The organism is Streptomyces sp. NPDC002779 (genome assembly GCF_042888685.1).
Taxonomy (GTDB): domain Bacteria; phylum Actinomycetota; class Actinomycetes; order Streptomycetales; family Streptomycetaceae; genus Streptomyces.
The window spans coordinates 532,859-551,239 of sequence record NZ_JBIAQC010000005.1 but is presented as its reverse complement, the minus strand read 5'-3'; the positions used below and the strand labels follow the sequence as shown (position 1 = coordinate 551,239).

15 protein-coding genes are annotated in these 18,381 nt (G+C 72.4%); 6 read left to right on the top strand and 9 right to left on the bottom strand.

The window, feature by feature from the left end; translation table 11 throughout:
• Positions 1–109 precede the first annotated feature (109 nt).
• Both ACFYW5_RS17945 and ACFYW5_RS17940 read left to right on the top strand, forming a co-directional pair.
• Entirely contained in the window at positions 110–1,249 is a 1,140-nt protein-coding gene (locus ACFYW5_RS17945; RefSeq protein WP_389417950.1) for an aminoglycoside phosphotransferase family protein, read from the top strand.
• 172 nt (positions 1,250–1,421) lie between these two features.
• Positions 1,422–3,359 (top strand): N-acetylmuramoyl-L-alanine amidase, encoded by a 1,938-nt coding sequence (locus ACFYW5_RS17940; RefSeq protein WP_389417949.1) that lies wholly within the window; start codon positions 1,422–1,424, stop codon positions 3,357–3,359.
• Between the two features lie 11 nt (positions 3,360–3,370).
• On the opposite strand, the gene ACFYW5_RS17935 is transcribed toward ACFYW5_RS17940, so the two are convergent.
• From ACFYW5_RS17935 to ACFYW5_RS17905, 7 genes are all read right to left on the bottom strand, one after another.
• On the bottom strand, positions 3,371–3,868 hold the full coding sequence (locus tag ACFYW5_RS17935) for a hypothetical protein (protein WP_250072606.1): 498 nt from the start codon (positions 3,866–3,868) through the stop codon (positions 3,371–3,373).
• A 105-nt stretch (positions 3,869–3,973) separates the two neighbouring features.
• The gene (locus ACFYW5_RS17930) at positions 3,974–4,879 is read right to left on the bottom strand and encodes a universal stress protein (RefSeq protein WP_389417948.1); all 906 of its coding nucleotides are present in this window, start codon (positions 4,877–4,879) and stop codon (positions 3,974–3,976) included.
• A 149-nt stretch (positions 4,880–5,028) separates the two neighbouring features.
• Positions 5,029–5,271, bottom strand: a complete 243-nt coding sequence (locus ACFYW5_RS17925; RefSeq protein WP_250072611.1) for a DUF397 domain-containing protein — start codon at positions 5,269–5,271, stop codon at positions 5,029–5,031.
• A gap of 95 nt (positions 5,272–5,366) precedes the next feature.
• On the bottom strand, positions 5,367–6,533 hold the full coding sequence (locus tag ACFYW5_RS17920; RefSeq protein WP_389417947.1) for a thiolase domain-containing protein: 1,167 nt from the start codon (positions 6,531–6,533) through the stop codon (positions 5,367–5,369).
• A complete protein-coding gene (locus ACFYW5_RS17915) occupies positions 6,530–7,573 on the bottom strand; it encodes a thiolase domain-containing protein (RefSeq protein WP_389417946.1) in 1,044 nt (347 codons plus the stop codon). Before ACFYW5_RS17915 ends, ACFYW5_RS17920 begins: the two co-directional genes overlap by 4 nt.
• On the bottom strand, positions 7,570–8,511 hold the full coding sequence (locus tag ACFYW5_RS17910; RefSeq protein WP_389417945.1) for a Zn-ribbon domain-containing OB-fold protein: 942 nt from the start codon (positions 8,509–8,511) through the stop codon (positions 7,570–7,572). The genes ACFYW5_RS17915 and ACFYW5_RS17910 overlap by 4 nt, the downstream gene beginning before the upstream one ends.
• 9 nt (positions 8,512–8,520) lie before the next feature.
• Positions 8,521–9,321: a crotonase/enoyl-CoA hydratase family protein gene (locus ACFYW5_RS17905; protein ID WP_389417944.1), complete on the bottom strand. Its 801-nt coding sequence runs from the start codon at positions 9,319–9,321 to the stop codon at positions 8,521–8,523.
• A 165-nt stretch (positions 9,322–9,486) separates the two neighbouring features.
• Here ACFYW5_RS17905 and ACFYW5_RS17900 point away from each other — a divergent pair, with 165 nt between their 5' ends.
• Positions 9,487–11,088 carry an acyl-CoA synthetase gene (locus ACFYW5_RS17900; protein WP_389417943.1) on the top strand — a complete coding sequence of 534 codons (1,602 nt, stop codon included), beginning with the start codon at positions 9,487–9,489 and terminating at the stop codon, positions 11,086–11,088.
• A 329-nt stretch (positions 11,089–11,417) separates the two neighbouring features.
• Positions 11,418–12,956, top strand: a complete 1,539-nt coding sequence (locus tag ACFYW5_RS17895) for a sulfatase (protein ID WP_389417986.1) — start codon at positions 11,418–11,420, stop codon at positions 12,954–12,956.
• A gap of 27 nt (positions 12,957–12,983) precedes the next feature.
• Here ACFYW5_RS17895 and ACFYW5_RS17890 read toward each other — a convergent pair whose 3' ends face one another.
• Positions 12,984–13,832 carry an alpha/beta fold hydrolase gene (locus ACFYW5_RS17890; RefSeq protein WP_389417942.1) on the bottom strand — a complete coding sequence of 283 codons (849 nt, stop codon included), beginning with the start codon at positions 13,830–13,832 and terminating at the stop codon, positions 12,984–12,986.
• Between the two features lie 10 nt (positions 13,833–13,842).
• Positions 13,843–15,342: an acyl-CoA synthetase gene (locus ACFYW5_RS17885; protein WP_389417941.1), complete on the bottom strand. Its 1,500-nt coding sequence runs from the start codon at positions 15,340–15,342 to the stop codon at positions 13,843–13,845.
• A gap of 124 nt (positions 15,343–15,466) precedes the next feature.
• Here ACFYW5_RS17885 and ACFYW5_RS17880 point away from each other — a divergent pair, with 124 nt between their 5' ends.
• A complete protein-coding gene (locus tag ACFYW5_RS17880; RefSeq protein WP_389417940.1) occupies positions 15,467–17,875 on the top strand; it encodes a penicillin acylase family protein in 2,409 nt (802 codons plus the stop codon).
• A 202-nt stretch (positions 17,876–18,077) separates the two neighbouring features.
• Entirely contained in the window at positions 18,078–18,350 is a 273-nt protein-coding gene (locus ACFYW5_RS17875; protein WP_389417939.1) for a hypothetical protein, read from the top strand.
• Positions 18,351–18,381 lie beyond the last annotated feature (31 nt).

Sequence of the window (18,381 nt, the reverse complement as noted above, 5' to 3'; positions counted from 1 at the left end):
CGCCGCTCTGCAAAGGGCGCACTCCCCAGGGTGCACTCCTGCGGCCGGGCCGGGTAGCGCGCTTGCGCAGAACAGGCAGTGAAGGCACACGAAGGGATCTGTTTCGCCCATGTACACAGCATCGTCCTCCGTGTCCGCCCCGCCCCGGACGCTGTACCCCCGCCCGGCGGGCAGCGGCCCCTACCTCGACCCCGCCCGCTCGGCGGCGGCCCCCGTCATCGGTACGGGCCGTACCCGCCGCGCCACGGGGCTCGGCACCCAACCGCTCAGCGGGAGACTCGACTTGTCCGGCCCTCAGGGCGCCCAGCTGCGTACGGCCATCGCGTCGGTGCACCGGATCTGCCCGGAGTTCGCTCCGGTCCAGGTCCTGCGCCGGAGCGGGCGGTCCGTGCTCCTCGTGGGGACGACAGGACGCAGCACGGCCGTCGCCAAATGTTTACTGGACCACTCGCCGGTCTGGGCCGAGCGGATCAGGCACGAAATAGCTGCCTACCGCTCGTTCGTCCGGCACCGCCCCCCGGTGCGGGCGCCCCGGCTGATCGCGGCGGACCCGGACAACTGCACGCTGGTCATCGAGCGGATGCCGGGGCGCGTGGCGGCCCTGCAGCGGCACCCCGCCGAGGCCCCGCCCCGCACGGATGTCAGGGCGGCCCTGGGCGCGATCTGCCGCCTGAACGCCTGGCGTCCGCCGGCGGGCACCTTCGACGCCCCGCTGGACTACGCCGCACGCATCTCCCGCTACCACGAGCTGGGGCTGCTCACCGACCGGGACATGGGAGACCTGCAGAAGCTGCTGCACGGCATCGCGCACTCGGCGGGCCGGCAGGGCATGGGCCAGTTCTGCCACGGCGAGGCACTGCTGTCGAACATCCTGCTCTCCCCGGCCGGTCCCGTTCTGGTGGACTGGGAGCACGCGGGCTGGTACCTCCCGGGATACGACCTGGCCACCCTCTGGTCGGTCCTCGGGGACGCACCGGTCGCGCGCCGGCAGATCAGCCAGATCGCCCAGTCGGCGGGTCCGGCCTCACGGGACGCGTTCCTGGTGAATCTGATGCTGGTACTGACCCGCGAGATCCGTACCTACGAGACGGCCGTGCGGTCGATGCACGACCCGGCCCCGGCGGCACCGGGCACGGCCCACCCGGGTGCCGCGCCGTCCGGCGAGGAACAGCGTCTGCTGCTCAGGCGGCTGCACGACGACTGCCAGATGGCCCGACGGGCCGTACGCGCCGCGGTCGGCACTCGCTGAGGGGGACGGCGGTCCGCGGTGCGCCCTGAGCGGCGGCGCACCGCGGACCTTCGTATGCCCGCCTCTTCCCCTGCCCCTGGGCATGATTGACGGATCGTCGGCAGGCCGGTACCACGGACGCATTGCCCGGCCCCGCACGGCTCATCGCGCCACACCGTCCCAGGAGGCTGCATTGCGACGATCCGTCACCGCCCTGAAGAGAGCCACCGGTCCGGTGGCCTGCGCCGCCCTGGTCCTCCCGCTGCTCGGCGCGGCCCCCGCCCCGGCCCCGTCGCCCGCGCTGCTCCTGCAGTCGGCGTTCACCTCCGCAGCCGCCCAGTACGACGTGCCGCGGAGCGTGCTCCTCGGCGTCTCCTATCTCCAGTCCCGTTGGGACACGCATGCCGGAGCGCCAAGTGTGACCGGCGGCTACGGCCCGATGCATCTGACCGACGCCCGGACCGCGCTCGCCGGCGCGGCCCATCACAGCGAGGGCGCGGAGGACGCCCGCGGTGACGAGGCCCGTGCCCCCCTCGTCCCCGAGGAGCGGATCCCCGAGGACGGTGAGATCCCGGCGCGGCTGCGGACGCTGCCGCGAGCGGCGGAGCTGACCGGCCTGAGCCCGGAGCGGCTGCGCACCGACCCCGCCGCCAACGTGGCGGGCGGTGCCGCGCTGCTCGCCGCCGCTCAGCGGAGCCTGGGCGAACCGGCGAGCGCGGACCCGGCGGACTGGTACGGCGCGGTGGCCCTGTTCTCCGGCGCCGACGACCGCGCCACGGCGGCGGCGTACGCGAATGACGTCTACGACGTGATCCGCACCGGCGGCGCCCGCCGCACGGACGCCGGTCAGCAGGTCTCCGTGGCGGCCCGGCCGGACCTGGCGCCCGACACCGCGACCCTGGAGGACGCCGCGCTGCGCGCCCCGGCCGCCGGTGACACGGAGTGCCCGGCGTCGGTGTCCTGCGAGTGGATCCCGGCACCGTACGAGGAGTTCGGGGACGGCGACTACGGCAACCACGACCTGGGGAACCGGCCGGAGTCCCAGAGCATCGACTACATCGTCGTGCACGACACCGAAGGCGCCTGGGAGGGTGTCCTCCGGCTCGTCCAGGACCCGACCTACGTCTCCTGGAACTACTCCCTGCGCTCCACCGACGGCCATATCGCCCAGCATCTGAAGGCGAAGGACGTCGGCTGGCACGCGGGCAACTGGTACGTCAACGCCAAGTCGATCGGCCTGGAGCACGAGGGTTTCCTGGCGAACCCGGACGCCTGGTACACGGAGGCGATGTACCGCTCCTCGGCCCGGCTGGTGAAGTACCTCGCCAAGAAGTACGACATCCCGCTGGACCGGCAGCACATCCTCGGCCATGACACGGTGCCGGGACCGACCGCCGCGACGATCAGGACCATGCACACCGACCCGGGCCCGTACTGGGACTGGCAGCACTACTTCGAGCTCCTCGGCCGGCCGTTCGCACCGACCGCCGGGAAGAAGGGCGGCATGGTGACGATCCGCCCGGACTACGCCGAGCACCGGCCCGCGTACACGGGCTGCACGACGGCGGGCGAGCCCTGCGCGCCCCATGGTTCGAGCGCGGTCCGGCTGTACTCCGGGCCGGGGACGTCGTACCCCTTGATCAAGGACATCGGCCTGGGGAGGACCCCGTCCACCGGGGTCAACGATCTGTCCTCGCGGGTCTCCACCGGGCAGCAGTACGCGGTCGCCGGGCGGGACGGGGACTGGACGGCGATCTGGTACCTGGGCCAGAAGGCCTGGTTCCACAATCCGGCGAAGCAGCCGACGGCCGTGCACGCGACGGGCCTGGTGGTGACACCGAAGGACGGTCTGGAGGAGGTCCCGGTGTACGGGCGGGCCTATCCGGAGGCGTCCGCCTATCCGGAGGGGGTGCCCGCCCAGCCGGTGTCGCCGCTGCCGTACCGGCTGCCGAAGGGCCAGAAGTACGTGGTCGGGGACAAGGTGCCCGGCCAGTACTACTACGCCGTCACCTTCGACGAGGCCGCGCACCGGGTGGTGACCGGCAAGGAGCTGTACTACGAGATCCAGTTCGGCCACCGGGTGGCCTTCGTCCGGGCCGCGGACGTCGAGGTCGGCTCCGCGGCCGGGTAGCGAGCCGCCCCTCAGCCCTGCTGGAACAGCTCCGCGGGGAGCGGCTTCAGCAGGGCGTAGAGGTCGTCGGTGATGGGGCGGTCCCAGGCGGCGATGGTGACGAGGACGTTGTCGCTGCGGTCGAACTGCACGCAGGAGATCCGGCTCTCGGAGAGCTTGAGGCGGCGCACGATCAGGAGGTTGTCGCCCTGCATCACCGGCACGTCCTCGGTGCCGACGACGGTGATCTCCTCGTCGTTCTCCAGCGCCAGCAGCAGCTGCGCGACCTCGAAGGGGATCTCTCCCTCGGCGATGTCACGGGCCGGGGAGCCCTCCGGCAGATTGCCGATGATCATCGCGGGGCCGCGGCCGCCGAACAGGTCGTAGCGCAGGAAGACGCCCTGGCAGCTGCCGTCGGGGGCGGGCAGCAGCCCGGCGCCCAGATTGCCGGGCCAGTCGCCCGGATCCATGGCCAGGACGTCGAAGTCGGGCCCGGCGGGCGTGGCGCTGCGGCGGCGGAGGAACGACATGCGCCCATGCTACTTGGCCGTGGGCGCTGCCGGGTTGCGGCCCTGTGCCGTCCGGCGGGTGCGGCACGATCGCGGTTCGCCGCGTTTCTGACCGGCACGCCGCCGTCACTCCTCCGGCGGAGAAGGGGGAATGACCGCGACCGGGCTCGCCGCGTGCAGCAGGACGGCCTGGGTGACGGAACCGAGCAGCCGGGCCGGGGCCAGCAGGCGGCGCCGGTGGCGGCCGACGACGACCAGGTCCGCGTCCTTGGAGGCGGCGACGAGATGGCCGGCCGCGTCGCCCGGGGCCACGTGCGGCTCGGCGGGGACGTCGGGGAACCGGGCGGTGTGCGGGGCGAGGAAGCCCTCCACCAGGGCGCGGGTCTCGTTCTCGACGGCCCGGTCGTCGACGGGCGGGGGCACGATCTGGGCGGGGGCGGCGGTCCAGATCTGGACCGGGGACGGGTAGGCGGCCACCACCTGGAGCAGGGCCCCGCGCCGGGCGGCCTCGGCGAAGGCGAAGCCGAGGACGGCCTCGTCGGAGCTGTCGACCTGGAGGCCGACCACGACTCTGGGTCCGGGTGCGGCCGGCACGCCCTCGTGGACCTCGCGCCCGGGCCGGGGCACCACCACGACGGGGCACTCGGCGTCCCGGGCGGCGGCCATGCCGTTGGAGCCGAGGATCAGACTGGCGAAGCCGCCCCGGCCGCGGGAGCCCAGCACCAGCAGCTGGGCGGTGGCGCCCAGTTCGGACAGTACGGCGCTGGGGGCGCCCTCCAGGGCGACGTACTCCGTGTCCGGCTGCTCCGGCACGGTGGCCAGGCGGGCGCGTACCTGGCCGAGGACCGGGTCCTCCTCCGCCGCGGGCGGTCCCGCGACGAGGACGTCGGCCTGCATCCAGGCCGCGTACTGCCGCACATGGACCACGCGCAGCGGCGCCTCGCGGCGGCGGGCGGTGTCGAGGGCCCAGTCCAGGGCCCGCAGGCTGTCGTCCGAGCCGTCGACCGCGGCGATGACCGGCAGGGTGCTCATGGGTTCCTCGCTTCCCGAGTACGACCGTCCCCCTCCCGGGTCAGCCTGGCTCAGGGCCCGGTCCCGGGAGGGTGGTGGAGGTCGCGTGTCCGGAAAAACGGGCGAAACACCCCCGGATCGGCCCGCCGGACCGGCTCCGGCGGGGTGGCTCAGGTGAGGTCGAACTCTCCTTCCCGTGCGCCCGACACGAAGGCCCCCCACTCGGCGGGGGTGAAGATCAGCGAAGGGCTCTGTGGGCGGCCGCTGTTGCGCATCGCGATGAAACCCTCGACAAAGGCGATCTGGACGTCCCCCAGACCGCGACTGCTCGAGTGCCATTCGGCGCTGCTGAGGTCCAGCTCCGGCTTGTCCCAGCCCGTGAGCGGCTGCTGCTGGATGGTGCTCTCGGCCACGTCCGTGCTCCTCCCGGTTCGTCGTCCGCGGCCAGCCTAGCGATCGGTCGGGGGTGCCAACAGGCCACGTGAGGGGGACCCTTCACGCAGCCCGCTCAGGAGTCGGGGGGCCGGGCTCCCACGAGCCACATGGCGAAGAACTGCGAGCCGCCGCCGTAGGCGTGTCCCAGTGCCCGGCGGGCGCCCGCCACCTGGTGCTCCCCGGCCTGTCCGCGCACCTGGAGGGCGGCCTCGGCGAACCGGATCATGCCGGAGGCGCCGATGGGGTTGGACGACAGGACGCCGCCCGACATGTTGACGGGCAGGTCGCCGTCCAGCTCGGTCACCCCGGACTCGGTGAGCTTCCAGCCCTCGCCCTCGGCGGCGAAGCCGAGGTTCTCCAGCCACATCGGCTCGTACCAGGAGAACGGCACGTACATCTCGACGGCGTCGATGTCCCGGCGCGGATCGGCGATGCCGGCCTGCCGGTAGACGTCGGCGGCGCAGTCCTTGCCGGCCTGCGGGGACACGGCGTCCTTGCCCGCGAACAGGGTGGGTTCGCTGCGCATCGCGCCGCCGTGCATCCAGGCGGGCGGCCGGGGTGCGCGGGCGGCTCCGGCGCGGTCGGTGAGGACCATGGCGCAGGCGCCGTCGGAGGAGGGGCAGGTCTCCGAGTAGCGGATGGGGTCCCAGAGCATGGGCGAGGCCTGGACCTTCTCCAGGGTGATGTCGTGCTCGTGGAGGTGGGCGTAGGGGTTCTTCAGGGCGTTGCGCCGGTCCTTGTAGGCGACGAGGGAGCCGACGGTGTCGGGGGCGCCGCTGCGGCGCATGTAGGCGCGCACGTGCGGGGCGAAGAAGCCGCCGGCGCCGGCGAGCAGGGGCTGCTGGAAGGGGATCGGCAGGGACAGGCCCCACATCGCGTTGGACTCGGACTGCTTCTCGAAGGCGCAGGTCAGGACCGTGCCGTGGACGCGGGAGGCGACGAGGTTCGCCGCGACGAGCGCGGTGGAGCCGCCGACCGAGCCGGCCGTGTGCACGCGCAGCATGGGTTTGCCCACGGCGCCGAGCGCGTCGGCGAGGTAGAGCTCGGGCATCATGACGCCCTCGAAGAAGTCGGGGGCCTTGCCGATGACCACGGCGTCGATGTCGGCCCAGGTCAGCTCGGCGTCGTCCAGGGCCCTTCGGGACGCCTCGCGCACCAGCCCGGCGATGGACACGTCCCGGCGGGCCACCACGTGCTTGGTCTGGCCGATCCCGACGACGGCCACGGGTTCCTTGCTCATCGCGGATCCCCTTCCAGTACGGCGACCAGGTTCTGTTGCAGGCAGGGGCCGGAGGTGGCGTGGCCGAGGGCGCGGTCGGACTCGCCCCGGTGGATGCCGGCGGCGGCCTCTCCGATGCGGATCAGTCCGGCGGCCATGACCGGGTTGGCGGCGAGGGCACCGCCGGAGGGGTTGACGCGCACACTGTCGTCGAGCCGGAGGGCCTTGCGCAGGACGACCTCCTGGGCGGTGAAGGGCGCGTGCAGTTCGGCGGTGTCGACGGGCCGGGCGAAGGCGCCGGCCCGCTCGGCGGCGCGGCGGGTGGAGGGCGAGTCGGTGAGGTCGCGGACGCCGAGGGAGTGGGCCTCGATGCGGTGGTCGATCCCGCGGATCCAGGCGGGCCGGGCGCACAGGTCCCGGGCACGGTCCCCGGCGGCGAGGATCACGGCGGCGGCGCCGTCGCCGATGGGCGGGCAGTCTCCGGTGCGCAGCGGGCGTACGAGATAGTCGCCGTGCGGCACCGGGCCCCGGAGCTGTGCGTGCGGGTTGCCGGTGGCGCGGCTGCGGGCGGCGATGGCCGCGAGGCGCGGTTCGTCCGTCTCGCCCGCGTCGATGAGGGCCTGTGCCTGGAGGGCGGCCAGGGCGACGGAGTCCGGCCACAGGGGGGCCAGGTAGTACGGGTCGAGCTGGCGGGTGAGGACGTCGCGCAGCGGGCCCGGGGAGGACTTGCCGTAGGAGTAGACGAGGGCGGTGTCCGCGTCGCCGGTCAGGAGTTTGGTCCAGGCCTCGTACAGGGCCCAGGCGCCGTCCATCTCGACGTGCGACTCGGAGATCGGCGGCCAGGCGCCGACGCCGTCGAGGGCGAGGGTGAAGGAGAAGGCGCGGCCCGCCAGGTAGTCGCTGGAGCCCGAGCAGGTGAAGCCGATGTCGGCGGTCTTGAGACCGGTCCGGTCCAGGACCCGGTGCAGGACGGGCATCAGCATCTCGACCTCGGAGAGGTCGTCGCTGGTGCGCCGGTGGTCGGTCTGGGCGAAGGCGACGACGGCGATCTCGCGGGTCACAGCAGCTCCCGGTAGGTGTCGTAGTCCGCGTCGGGTTCGCCGGTGGGCCGGTAGTGGTCGGGGTAGCGGGAGCCCTCGGTCCATACCGGTTCCACCCGCAGTCCCATGCGGACCTGGTCGTAGGGGATGCCGGCGATCCGGCCGTGCAGGGCGAGCCCGGCGCCGTCGAGGGCGATGTGGGCGTAGACGTAGGGGACGTCGATGTCGAGGTTCTTGGCCTTGATGTTGACGATGCAGAAGGTGGTGACGGTGCCGTGCGGGCCGACCTCGACCTGTTCCGTGGTGGCGACCCCGCAGGTGGGGCAGGCGCCCCGGGGCGGGACGTACACCTTGCGGCAGGACGGGCAGCGTTCGCCGACGTTGCGGCGGTCGGCGAGGGCGTTGATGTAGGCGGTCTGCGCGCGGCCGGGTGAGTAGGTGTAGTCGAGCCGGGCGGGGGCGACGATGCCGGTGACCATGTTCGCGAACTCGCCCGGGTGGCCGCCGGGTCGGGCGGGTTCTCCGTCGTCCGGCTCGAAGCAGGCGATGTCGGTGATGGCGCCGGTGCGGTCCTCGGCCCAGCGGACGCGGACGCGCAGGCCGGTGCGGACGGCGTCGGGTCCGGGGGCGTCGAGGGCGTGCAGCAGGGCGGTGTCGGCGCCGTCGAGGCGGACCAGGACCCAGGCGAAGGGGGTGTCCAGGGGCTGGCCGCGGCGGGGTTGGTGGTTCCAGGCCCAGGTGGTGACGGTGCCGGTGGGGGCCACCTCGACGAGGTCGCGGATCTCCTCGGCGGTGACCGGGTCGTACTCGACGGGCGGGACGAGGGTGCGGCCGTCGGTGGTGCGCACGCCCAGGACGACGCGTTCGCGCAGGCCGGTGAGGAAGGCGCTCTGCACGGGGCCGAGGGAGCGGGTGAAGGGGAACTCGACGACGAGGGGGGCTTTGAGGGCTTCGGGCACGGGGGCTCCTCAGGCGCGCTTGTAGTGGGGCGGTCGCTTCTCCGCGAAGGCGCGGGCGCCCTCCTTGGCGTCGGCGGTGTCGAAGAGGGGCCAACCGCGCTCGAGTTCGGCGGCGAGGCCCTCGGTCTCGGTCAGCTCGGCGGTCTCGTACACCGACGCCTTGACGGCCTCGACGGCGAGCGGGCCGCAGGCGTTGATCTGTTCGGCGATCTCCAGGGCCTTGGCGAGGGCGGTGCCGTCGGGGACGACATGGCCGATCAGGCCGATGCCGGCGGCCTCCTGGGCGCTGTAGGGGCGGCCGGTGAGCAGCATTTCCAGGGCGTGGGTGCGCGGGATCTGGCGTGGCAGCCGGACCGTCGAGCCGCCGATCGGGAACAGGCCCCGCCTGACCTCGAAGAGGCCGAAGGTCGCGGAGTCGCCGGCGACGCGGATGTCGGTGCCCTGGAGGATCTCGGTGCCGCCGGCCACGCAGTGCCCCTCGACGGCGGCGATCACCGGTTTGCGGGGGCGGTGGTGGCGCAGCATGGCCTTCCAGTGCAGGTCGGGGTCGGCGGTGAGCCGGTCCCGGTACCGCTCGCCCGCCATCCCGCTGCCCGCCAGGGCCTTGAGGTCCATGCCCGCGCAGAACGCGCCGCCCGCGCCGGTCAGCACGATGGAGCGGACGGTGTCGTCCTCGTCGGCCTCGATCCAGCCGTCGTACAGACCGACGAGCATGGGCAGCGAGAGCGCGTTCCTGGCCTCGGGCCGGTTCAGCGTGAGCACGAGTGTGGCGCCCTCGCGCCGCACGGTGAGGTGTTCGGTTCCGCTCATCGACCGTCTCCCCTCATGAGAACGAGAACAGGTTGCAGGAGCCGGCGGAGCACTTCAAGAGTTTTCTGACAGACAGTCAGATTTGTTGTGCGCGGAGTCTTCCCAGTCATGCCGCCCTTTGCTCTGATGACCGGCAACCGAGGGACAGCGAGGTCAGGAGGAGCGGTGGAGTACAACCTTGCCGACCTGTTCGAGTCGGTCGTGGACGTGGTGCCGGACCGCGAGGCGCTGGTGTACCTCGACCATCCGGGCACCGGTGCGGAGCGCCGGCTGACGTATGCCGAGCTGGACGCGGCGGCCAACCGGATCGGGCACCATCTGCTGGACAGCGGGATCCGCCCCGGCGAGCACCTCGGACTGCACCTGTACAACGGCGTCGAGTACCTCCAGACGGTACTGGGCTGCCTGAAGGCCCGGATCGTGCCGGTGAACGTCAACTACCGCTACATCGCCGAGGAGTTGGTCTATCTCTACCGGGACGCCGATCTGGTGGCGGTCGTCTTCGACGCCGAGTTCGAGGACCGGGTGGCGGCGGCCCGGCCGCGGGCGGAGCGACTGCGGCACCTGGTGCGGGTGGGGGACGGCACCACCGGCATCTCCTTCACGCAGGCGGAGGCCGATGGTTCACCGGAGCGGGGGTTCCCGGCGCGGTCGGGCGACGACCAGTTCATCATCTACACCGGCGGCACCACCGGGATGCCCAAGGGTGTCATGTGGCGCCAGGAGGACCTGTTCTTCGCGGGGCTCGGCGGCGGGGCGCCGACCGGTGAGCCGGTGAAGACACCCGGGGAGCTCGCCGAGCGGGTCGCGGCCGGCGGGTCCGGGATCACCTTCTTCCCCGCTCCCCCGCTGATGCACGGCACCTCCACGCTCACCGCGTTCATCGGCTTCAACTTCGGTCAACGCGTCGTGCTGCACCGCCGGTTCGTGCCCGAGGAGGCACTGCGCACGATCGAGAAGGAGAAGGTCACCAGCGTGTCACTGGTCGGCGACGCGATGCTGCGGCCGCTCATCGACGCGCTCGGCGGGCCGCTGCGGGGCACCGACTGCTCGTCGCTGTTCAGCGTGTCGTCGTCCGGGGCGATCATGTCGGAGACCGTACGGCGGCAGTTCCTGGAACTGGTGCCGAACGTGATGCTGCTGGACAACTTCGGCTCCTCGGAGTCCGGTTTCAACGGCACGGCCACCGAGGACTCGGGTCCCGGGCGCGGCTTCCGCATCCGCGTCAACTCCCGTACCCGGGTGGTCGATCCGGCCACGCGCGAGCCGGTCGGGGTCGGCGAGGTGGGCCGGGTCGCGCAGTGCGGGAACGTACCGCTCGGCTACTACAACGACCCGGCGAAGACCGCGGAGACCTTCTTCGAGAAGGACGGGCGGCGGTGGGTGCTGCTCGGGGACATGGCGACCGTCGACGAGGAGGGCGTGGTGACCGTCCTCGGCCGGGGTTCGCAGTGCATCAACACCGGCGGCGAGAAGGTGTACCCGGAAGAGGTGGAGCAGGCGCTCAAGTCCCATCCGGACGTGTACGACGCGCTGGTCGCCGGGGTCCCGGACGCGAAGTGGGGCCACCGGGTGGCGGCCGTCGTCCAGCTCCGCGCGGGCGCGGGCCGGCCCTCCCTGGAGGACATCCAGAACCACTGCCGGTCCCATCTCGCCGGGTACAAGATCCCGCGCCGGCTGGTGGTCACGGACGCCATCCGCCGCTCGCCGAGCGGGAAGGCGGACTACCGGTGGGCGCGGGCGGTGGCGGTCGCCGCGGACCGGTGACCCGGCTGGGCCGATTCGGTGAATCCCGGGGCGGTGCGGATTGAACCGTAGGGGACGTGCGAGCGTACTGATGGTGGGGGGCGGGTTCGCCATGCCGTCGCCCGGTTTTCGCACGGTTCGCAGGAAGGTCCTTCGTGTCGCTGTTCACGCGTCCTCGTCAGCAGATCGTCCCCGAGGTCGCGGACGCGGACGGTCCGCCTGGGGCGCCGGGCCGGTTCCGTCTGCGGCAGCGGTACCCGCGGGTGGCTCGGGGCGTGTCCGTCGCTACGACCGTGCTGGCCGCCGCCCTGGTCCTGTTCGCCCTGCTGCTGCCGAACCGCCTGGAGCGCATGTCGGTCGACATGTTCGTGCGCATCCCCGCCGAGGGCGTCCTGCTCGCCGGGCTGCTGCTCCAGCTTCCGCCCCGGGCCCGGCGGATCTGCGCGGGAGCCGCGGGGGCGCTCCTAGGTGTGCTGACCGTGCTGAAGTTCGTCGACATGGGCTTCTACTCGGTGCTGGCCCGCCCCTTCGACCTGGTCCTGGACTGGATCCTGTTCGACGACGCCGCCGAGTTCCTGCGCACGTCGGTCGGCCGCACCGGTGAGCTGCTGGCGATCGTGGCGGTGATCGTGGGAGTCATCGCCGTGCTGGTGCTGATGACGCTGGCTCTGCTGCGGCTGACCTCGCTGATGGTGCGCCACCGGCCCGTCGCCGCCCGTACCACGCTGATCCTCGGCACCGCGTGGATCACCTGCGTCACGCTGGGCGTGCAGTTCACCGAGGTGCCCGTCGCCTCGAAGATCAACGCCGACTACGTCGAGAACCGCGTCGAGCAGGTCCGGGCGGGACTGCGGGACGCGGAGGTGTTCGAGAAGCAGGCGGCCGTCGACGCCTTCGCCGACACTCCGCCGGACCGGTTGCTGACCGGACTGCGGGGCAAGGACGTGCTGTTCACCTTCGTCGAGAGCTACGGCCGGGTCGCGATCGACGATCCGGCGATGGCAGGGCAGATCGACACGGTGCTCGACGAGGGCACCGAGCGGCTGCAGGCCGCTGGATTCGCCTCGCGCAGCGCCTGGCTCCGGTCCCCGGTGACGGGGGCGGGCAGCTGGCTCGCGCACTCCACGTTCCTGTCCGGACTGTGGATCAAGAACCAGCAGCGGTACCGGAGTCTGACCACCAGCGACCGCGCGACGCTGGGCAGCTACTTCCGCAAGACGGGTGCGTGGCGCACGGTGGGCATCGTGCCGGGGGTGCGCAGGGCCTGGCCGGAGGGGAAGTTCTTCGCCCTGGACCACATCTACGACTCCGAGCACCTCGGCTACCACGGCCCGTACTTCAGCTGGACACCCGTGCCGGACCAGTTCAGCCTGGAGGCGTTCGAGCGCCTGGAGCGCGGCAAGAAGGACCGTGAGCCGATCATGGCCGAGATCATCCTGGCCTCCAGCCACAACCCCTGGGCACCGGTCGCCCGCATGATCGACTGGGAGGACCTCGGCGACGGCTCGGTCTTCCACCGGATCAAGGAGGAGGGCAAGGACCCCAAGGAGGTCTGGAAGGACCCCGACAGCGTCCGCGCCGAGTACGCCAACGCCATCGAGTACTCGCTGCGCAGCCTCGTCGAGTACGTCGAGCGCTACGGCGACGACGACACGGTCCTGGTCTTCCTCGGCGACCACCAGCCGGTACCGACGGTCACCGCGGGCAGCCGCAGCAAGGACGTCCCCATCACCATCGTCGCCCGCGACCCGAAGGTCCTGGACCGCATCTCCGACTGGAACTGGACGGACGGCCTCAAGCCGGCCGAGGACGCCCCCCAGTGGGGCATGCACGAGTTCCGGGACCGCTTCATGACGGCGTACGGGCCGGAAACGGCTCCCCGGCGCTGACGGTGGTTCCGCGGCCGGGGCGGCGTCCTACGAGCGACCCGCCCCGTCCAGGAACCTTCCGACGCGCTGCGCGAACCACTCCGGGTCGTCCAGCCACGGGAAATGGCCGGCGCCGGGCTGCACCGCCACTTCGGCGTGCGGGAAGACGTCCCCGGTGCGGTGGGCCAGGGCGGGGTTGGGGGCGCCGTCGAGTTCACCGGCCAGGACGAGGACGGGCGCGGGCAGCCGGGAGAGGGCCGCCCGGGTGGCGGGAGGGTCGTAGGCGCCCTCGGAGCCGTACACCCCGGCGGCCTCGTCGTTGTACTCCTCGTCCGCGCGGGCGTCGTGCTCCTGGGCGGCCCGGTCCCAGCGGCCGTAGAAGAAGGGCGAGAGTTCCGGCACGAAGTCCCCGGTGCCCCTCAGCCAGGCCTCCAGGGCCGGGAACGCCTCCCCGAACCAGGGCTCCGACCTGCGCAGCCGCGCCGCCGCGAGGCGATCCTCCGGCGTCGCCGGGGTGCCGAGGGCCCACGGGTTGGGGGTCACCAGCACCAGCCGCCGGACCCGCTCCGGGTGGCGGGCGGCGTGGAGCATGGCGAGACTGCCGCCCGCGGAGTGGCCCAGCAGGTCGATCCGGTCCAGGCCCAGGTGGGCCCGGAGCGCCTCCACGTCGTCCACGAGCCGGTCGCAGCGGTACGTCGCCGGATCCGCCGGGACGTCCGAGTCCCCGGTGCCGCGCAGATCGAGCCGGATCAGGCTGCGCCCGGCGGCCGGTCCGCCCAGGTCACCGAGGTAGGAGGAGGCGCGCATCGGCCCGCCGGGCAGGACCAGGAGCGGCTCGCCCTCGCCCTGCCGGTGATACGCGAGGCGGGTTCCGTCGAAGGCGATGAAGGTCGGCACGGCGTCGATCCTAGGAGCCGGCGAACCGGTCCCGCAGCTCCCTCTTCAGAATCTTGCCGCTGGCGTTGCGGGGCAGCGCGTCCACGAAGACCACCCGCTTGGGCGCCTTGAAGTGCGCGAGCTTCTCACGGGCGTGGTCGATCAGTTCGGCCTCGGTGACCTCCCCGCGCGGGACGACGACGGCGGTGACCGCCTCGATCCACCGCTCGTCGGGCAGCCCCACCACCGCCACCTCGGCCACCGCCTGATGCGTGTAGAGCGCGTCCTCGACCTGGCGCGAAGCGACCAACACCCCACCGGAGTTGATGACGTCCTTCACCCGGTCGACGATCGTGAAATAGCCCTCGGGGTCCTTCACGGCCAGGTCCCCGGAGTGGAACCAGCCGTCGCGGAAGGCCTCGGCGGTCTCCTCGGGCTTGTCCCAGTACCCCTCGCACAATTGCGGTGAGCGGTAGACGATCTCGCCGGGCGTGCCGTCGGGCACGTCCTTGCCGTCCTCGTCGACCACGCGCGCGTCGACGAAGAGCACCGGCCGGCCGCAGGAGTCCATCCGCCCCGCGTGCTCGTCGGGGGCGAGGACGGTCGCCAGGGGGCCGATCTCGCTCTGGCCGAAGCAGTTGTAGAAGGCCAGGTCCGGCAGCCGTTCGCGCAGCCGCTCCAGTACGGGCACCGGCATGATCGAGGCGCCGTAGTACGCCTTGCGCAGACCGCCGAGGTCGCGGGTGGTGAAGTCGGGGCGGTTGGCCAGGCCGATCCAGACCGTGGGCGGCGCGAACAGGCTGTCCACGCGGCCGGCTTCGATCAGGTCGAAGAGCCGGTCGCCGTCGGGCGCGTCCAGGATGATGTTGCGGGCGCCGACCGCCAGATAGGGCAGCAGGAAGACGTGCGTCTGCGCCGAGTGGTACAGCGGCAGGGAGTGCGCGGGCCGGTCCCCCGCGCCCAGGTCGAGCGCGGTGATGGCGCTCAGGTACTCGTGCACCAGGGCGCGGTGCGTCATCATCGCGCCCTTCGGCAGGGCGGTCGTCCCCGAGGTGTACAGCAGCTGCACCAGGTCCTCGCCGCGCGGCTCGGGGCCGTCGTACGCGGGGGCCGAGTCCAGCAGGCCCAGCAGGGACCCTTCGGCGTCGCGCAGCGGCAACGTCCGTACGCCGTCGGGCAGTCGGTCCGCCAGATCCGGGTCGGTGAGGACGAGCGTGCTGCCGGACTGGCCGACCAGATAGGCCAGGTCGTCACCGGTGAGGTTCTGGTTGACCGGCACGTGGACGAGCCCGGCGCGGGCGCAGGCGAGGAAGCCGATGAGGTAGGCGTCGGAGTTGTGGCCGTAGGCGCCGACCCGGTCGCCGGGTGCGAGGCCCTGGTCGAGCAGGACGCTCGCCGCGCGGGAGACGGCCGTGTCGAACTCGTCGTACGTCCATGTCCGGTCGCGGTACTCCACCGCGACGCGTGCCGGGGTGCGGCGGGCGCTGCGCCGCAGCACCCCGTCGACCGTGCTGCCGTGTCCGGGCGTCATGACAGGTGATCCTCGGCCCCCGCCGAAAGGGGGTCAAGACAGCCGACGACGACACGCCCCCCTGGACACATACCGGTTGGTACGCTCAACCGCCCCTTCCCGCCCACAGACGTTGGGAGGCTTGATGCGCATCCGCCCGAGACGGCTCGCCGTCGCGGCCCTGGCCCTGCTCACCGCCACGGCCACACTGCCGGCGGCCGCGGCCGACCGCCAGGACCGTCGTGACCACCCTTCGCACGGCGGCCTGTCGGCCGTGATCCGCTACACCGAGTACGGCATTCCGCACATTCTCGCGAAGGATTACGCGAACCTCGGCTTCGGCACCGGATGGGCGCAGGCCGCCGACCAGGTGTGCATACTGGCCGACGGTTTCGTGACCGTGCGCGGCGAGCGCTCCCGCTTCTTCGGCCCCGACGCGGCGAGCGACTCCTCGCTGTCCTCGGCGACCCGGAACCTCTCCAGCGATCTGTACTTCCGTGGCGTGCGGGAGGCGAAGACGGTCGAGAAGCTGCTCGCCGAACCGGCGCCACGCGGTCCCAGCCGCCAGGTGGAGGAGCTGATGCGGGGCTTCGCGGCCGGGTACAACGCCTGGCTGCGCCAGAACGAGATCACCGATCCGGCGTGCAAGGGCGCCGCCTGGGTGCGCCCGGTCACCACGCTCGACGTGGCCACGCGCGGCTTCGCCCTGTCGGTGCTGGGCGGTCAGGGCCGGGCGGTGGACGGCATCACGGCCGCGCAGCCGCCGACGGGCGCGGCGGCATCGGCGCCCGACGCCCAGGACACCGCCCGCGCCGCGCGCGAACTCCTCGCCGCCGACACCGCCGACATGGGCTCCAACGCCGTCGCCTTCAGCGGCGCCACGACGGCGAACGGCCGCGGGCTGCTGCTGGGCAACCCGCACTACCCGTGGCAGGGCGGCCGCCGCTTCTGGCAGTCGCAGCAGACCATCCCGGGCGAGCTGAACGTGGCGGGCGGTTCGCTGCTCGGCAGCGCGACGATCTCGATAGGACACAACGCCCATGTGGCCTGGAGCCACACCGTCGCGACGGGCGTCCCGCTCAACCTCCACCAGTTGACGCTCGATCCGGCGGATCCGACGGTGTACCTCGTCGACGGGAAGCCGGAGCGCATGACGCAGCGCACGGTCACGGTGGCGGTGAAGGACGGCGCGCCGGTGACGCGGACGCAGTGGTGGACGCGGTACGGGCCGGTCGTCACCTCGCTCGGCGCCGCGCTGCCGCTGCCGTGGACGGCCACCACGGCGTACGCCGTCCACGACCCCAACGCCGTCAATCTGCGCGGCTCCGACACCGCGCTCGGCTTCAGCAAGGCCCGCGGCACCGCGGACGTCCTCGGCTCGCTGCGGCGCAGCCAGGGTCTGCCCTGGGTGAACACCATCGCCGCGGACTCCTCCGGGCACACCCTGTTCACGCAGTCGCAGGTGCTGCCCCGGATCACCGACGAGCTGGCGCAGACCTGCTCCACCCCGCTCGGCAAGGTCACCTACCCCTCCGCGGGTCTTGCGATCCTCGACGGCTCGCGCGGCGCCTGCGCGCTCGGCGCCGACCCCGACGCCGTGCAGCCGGGGATCTTCGGGCCCGCGAAGCTGCCGACGCTCACGGACGCCCCGTACGCGGAGAACTCCAACGACAGCGCCTGGCTGTCCAACGCGGACCGGCCGCTGACGGGGTACGAGCGGGTCTTCGGCACGATCGGCACGCAGCGCTCGTTGCGGACGCGCGGCGCGATCGAGGACGTCGCGGCGCTGGCGAACCGCGGTGAGCTGACCGTACGGGATCTTCAGCGGCAGCAGTTCGCCAACCGGGCACCGGCGGGTGATCTGGCGGCGAAGGACGCGGCGGCGGCCTGTGCGGCTCTGCCCGGTGGCACGGCAACGGCCGGTGACGGCAAGGCGGTTGACGTCTCGGCCGCCTGCGCGGTCCTGGCCGCCTGGGACCGCACGACCGACACCGGCAGCCGGGGCGCCCTGCTCTTCGACCGCTTCTGGCGCAAGCTGACGGCCACGGTCCCGTCGGCCCAGCTGTGGAAGGTGCCGTTCTCGGCGTCCGACCCGGTGGGCACCCCGAACACCCTGAACACCGCGGCGCCGGGCTTCACCACCGCCCTGGCGGACGCGGTCGCCGAACTCCGGGCGGCGGGCATCCCGCTCGACTCCCCCCTCGGTGAGCACCAGTTCGTCGTACGGAACGGCAAGCGCATCCCCGTCCCGGGCGGTACCGAGTCGCTGGGCATCTGGAACAAGATCGAGCCGGTGTGGGACGCGGCGAAGGGCGGCTACCCGGAGGTGACGACGGGCTCCAGCTACATCCAGGCGGTCGGCTGGAACGGCACCCGCTGCCCGGTGGCCCGCACGCTGCTGTCCTACTCCCAGTCCTCGAACCCCGACTCGCCCCACTACAGCGACCAGACGAAGCTGTTCTCAGCCGAGAAGTGGGTGACGTCCCGCTTCTGCGAGAAGGACATCCTGACATCACCGTCCCTCCGGTGGGTGGTGGCACGGGAGCGCCGGTGAGGGCGCCTGATCGCGTACGGCGGTGACATGGACCGCCGTGGCCCCGCTTGGGTCGCGGCGGTTCGTGTCTCCTGAATGCCCCCGACCGTCAGCCACTCGGACTTTCTGGTTCCCCGCGGAGAATGATCATCTCGTTGCCACGCACCTGCCCTACGTACCGTTCCCGGCTCGCCGGGTGTGCTGTGGTGAGGGCGGCGGGACGTTGGTCGAAGCCGGTGTGGAGCGTGTGGGAGAGGGGATCCATACCGAGCCCGGGCTGAGCGAGGGGAAGGATTACCGGCTCAACCTGGTGTGTGTCGGCAGCGGGACCGCGCGACTGGCGTTCGTGCCCTCGAAGGCGGGTGCGGAGGCGGCAGTGCCCTGTGATGAGTCAGTGGTGCAGCAGCGCATCACCGGGGGTGACTTCGTGCGGATCGACGTGGACGGCGCCAAAGGGGCTATCGGCGTGGTCGCTTGGCGGATCAACGCCCTTTGAGCCGGGGGGAGTGACTGTCCGGCAGCGCGGC

Bases quoted from the DNA above. Each gene is read 5' to 3' on its own strand.
- ACFYW5_RS17895 (WP_389417986.1), top strand. From the start codon at position 11,418: ATGTCGGTCGACATGTTCGTGCGCATCCCCGCCGAGGGCGTCCTGCTC.
- ACFYW5_RS17930 (WP_389417948.1), bottom strand. From the start codon at position 4,879: ATGAGCACCCTGCCGGTCATCGCCGCGGTCGACGGCTCGGACGACAGC.
- ACFYW5_RS17945 (WP_389417950.1), top strand. From the start codon at position 110: ATGTACACAGCATCGTCCTCCGTGTCCGCCCCGCCCCGGACGCTGTAC.
- ACFYW5_RS17920 (WP_389417947.1), bottom strand. From the start codon at position 6,533: ATGAGCAAGGAACCCGTGGCCGTCGTCGGGATCGGCCAGACCAAGCAC.
- ACFYW5_RS17885 (WP_389417941.1), bottom strand. From the start codon at position 15,342: ATGACGCCCGGACACGGCAGCACGGTCGACGGGGTGCTGCGGCGCAGC.
- ACFYW5_RS17880 (WP_389417940.1), top strand. From the start codon at position 15,467: ATGCGCATCCGCCCGAGACGGCTCGCCGTCGCGGCCCTGGCCCTGCTC.
- ACFYW5_RS17935 (WP_250072606.1), bottom strand. From the start codon at position 3,868: ATGTCGTTCCTCCGCCGCCGCAGCGCCACGCCCGCCGGGCCCGACTTC.
- ACFYW5_RS17905 (WP_389417944.1), bottom strand. From the start codon at position 9,321: ATGAGCGGAACCGAACACCTCACCGTGCGGCGCGAGGGCGCCACACTC.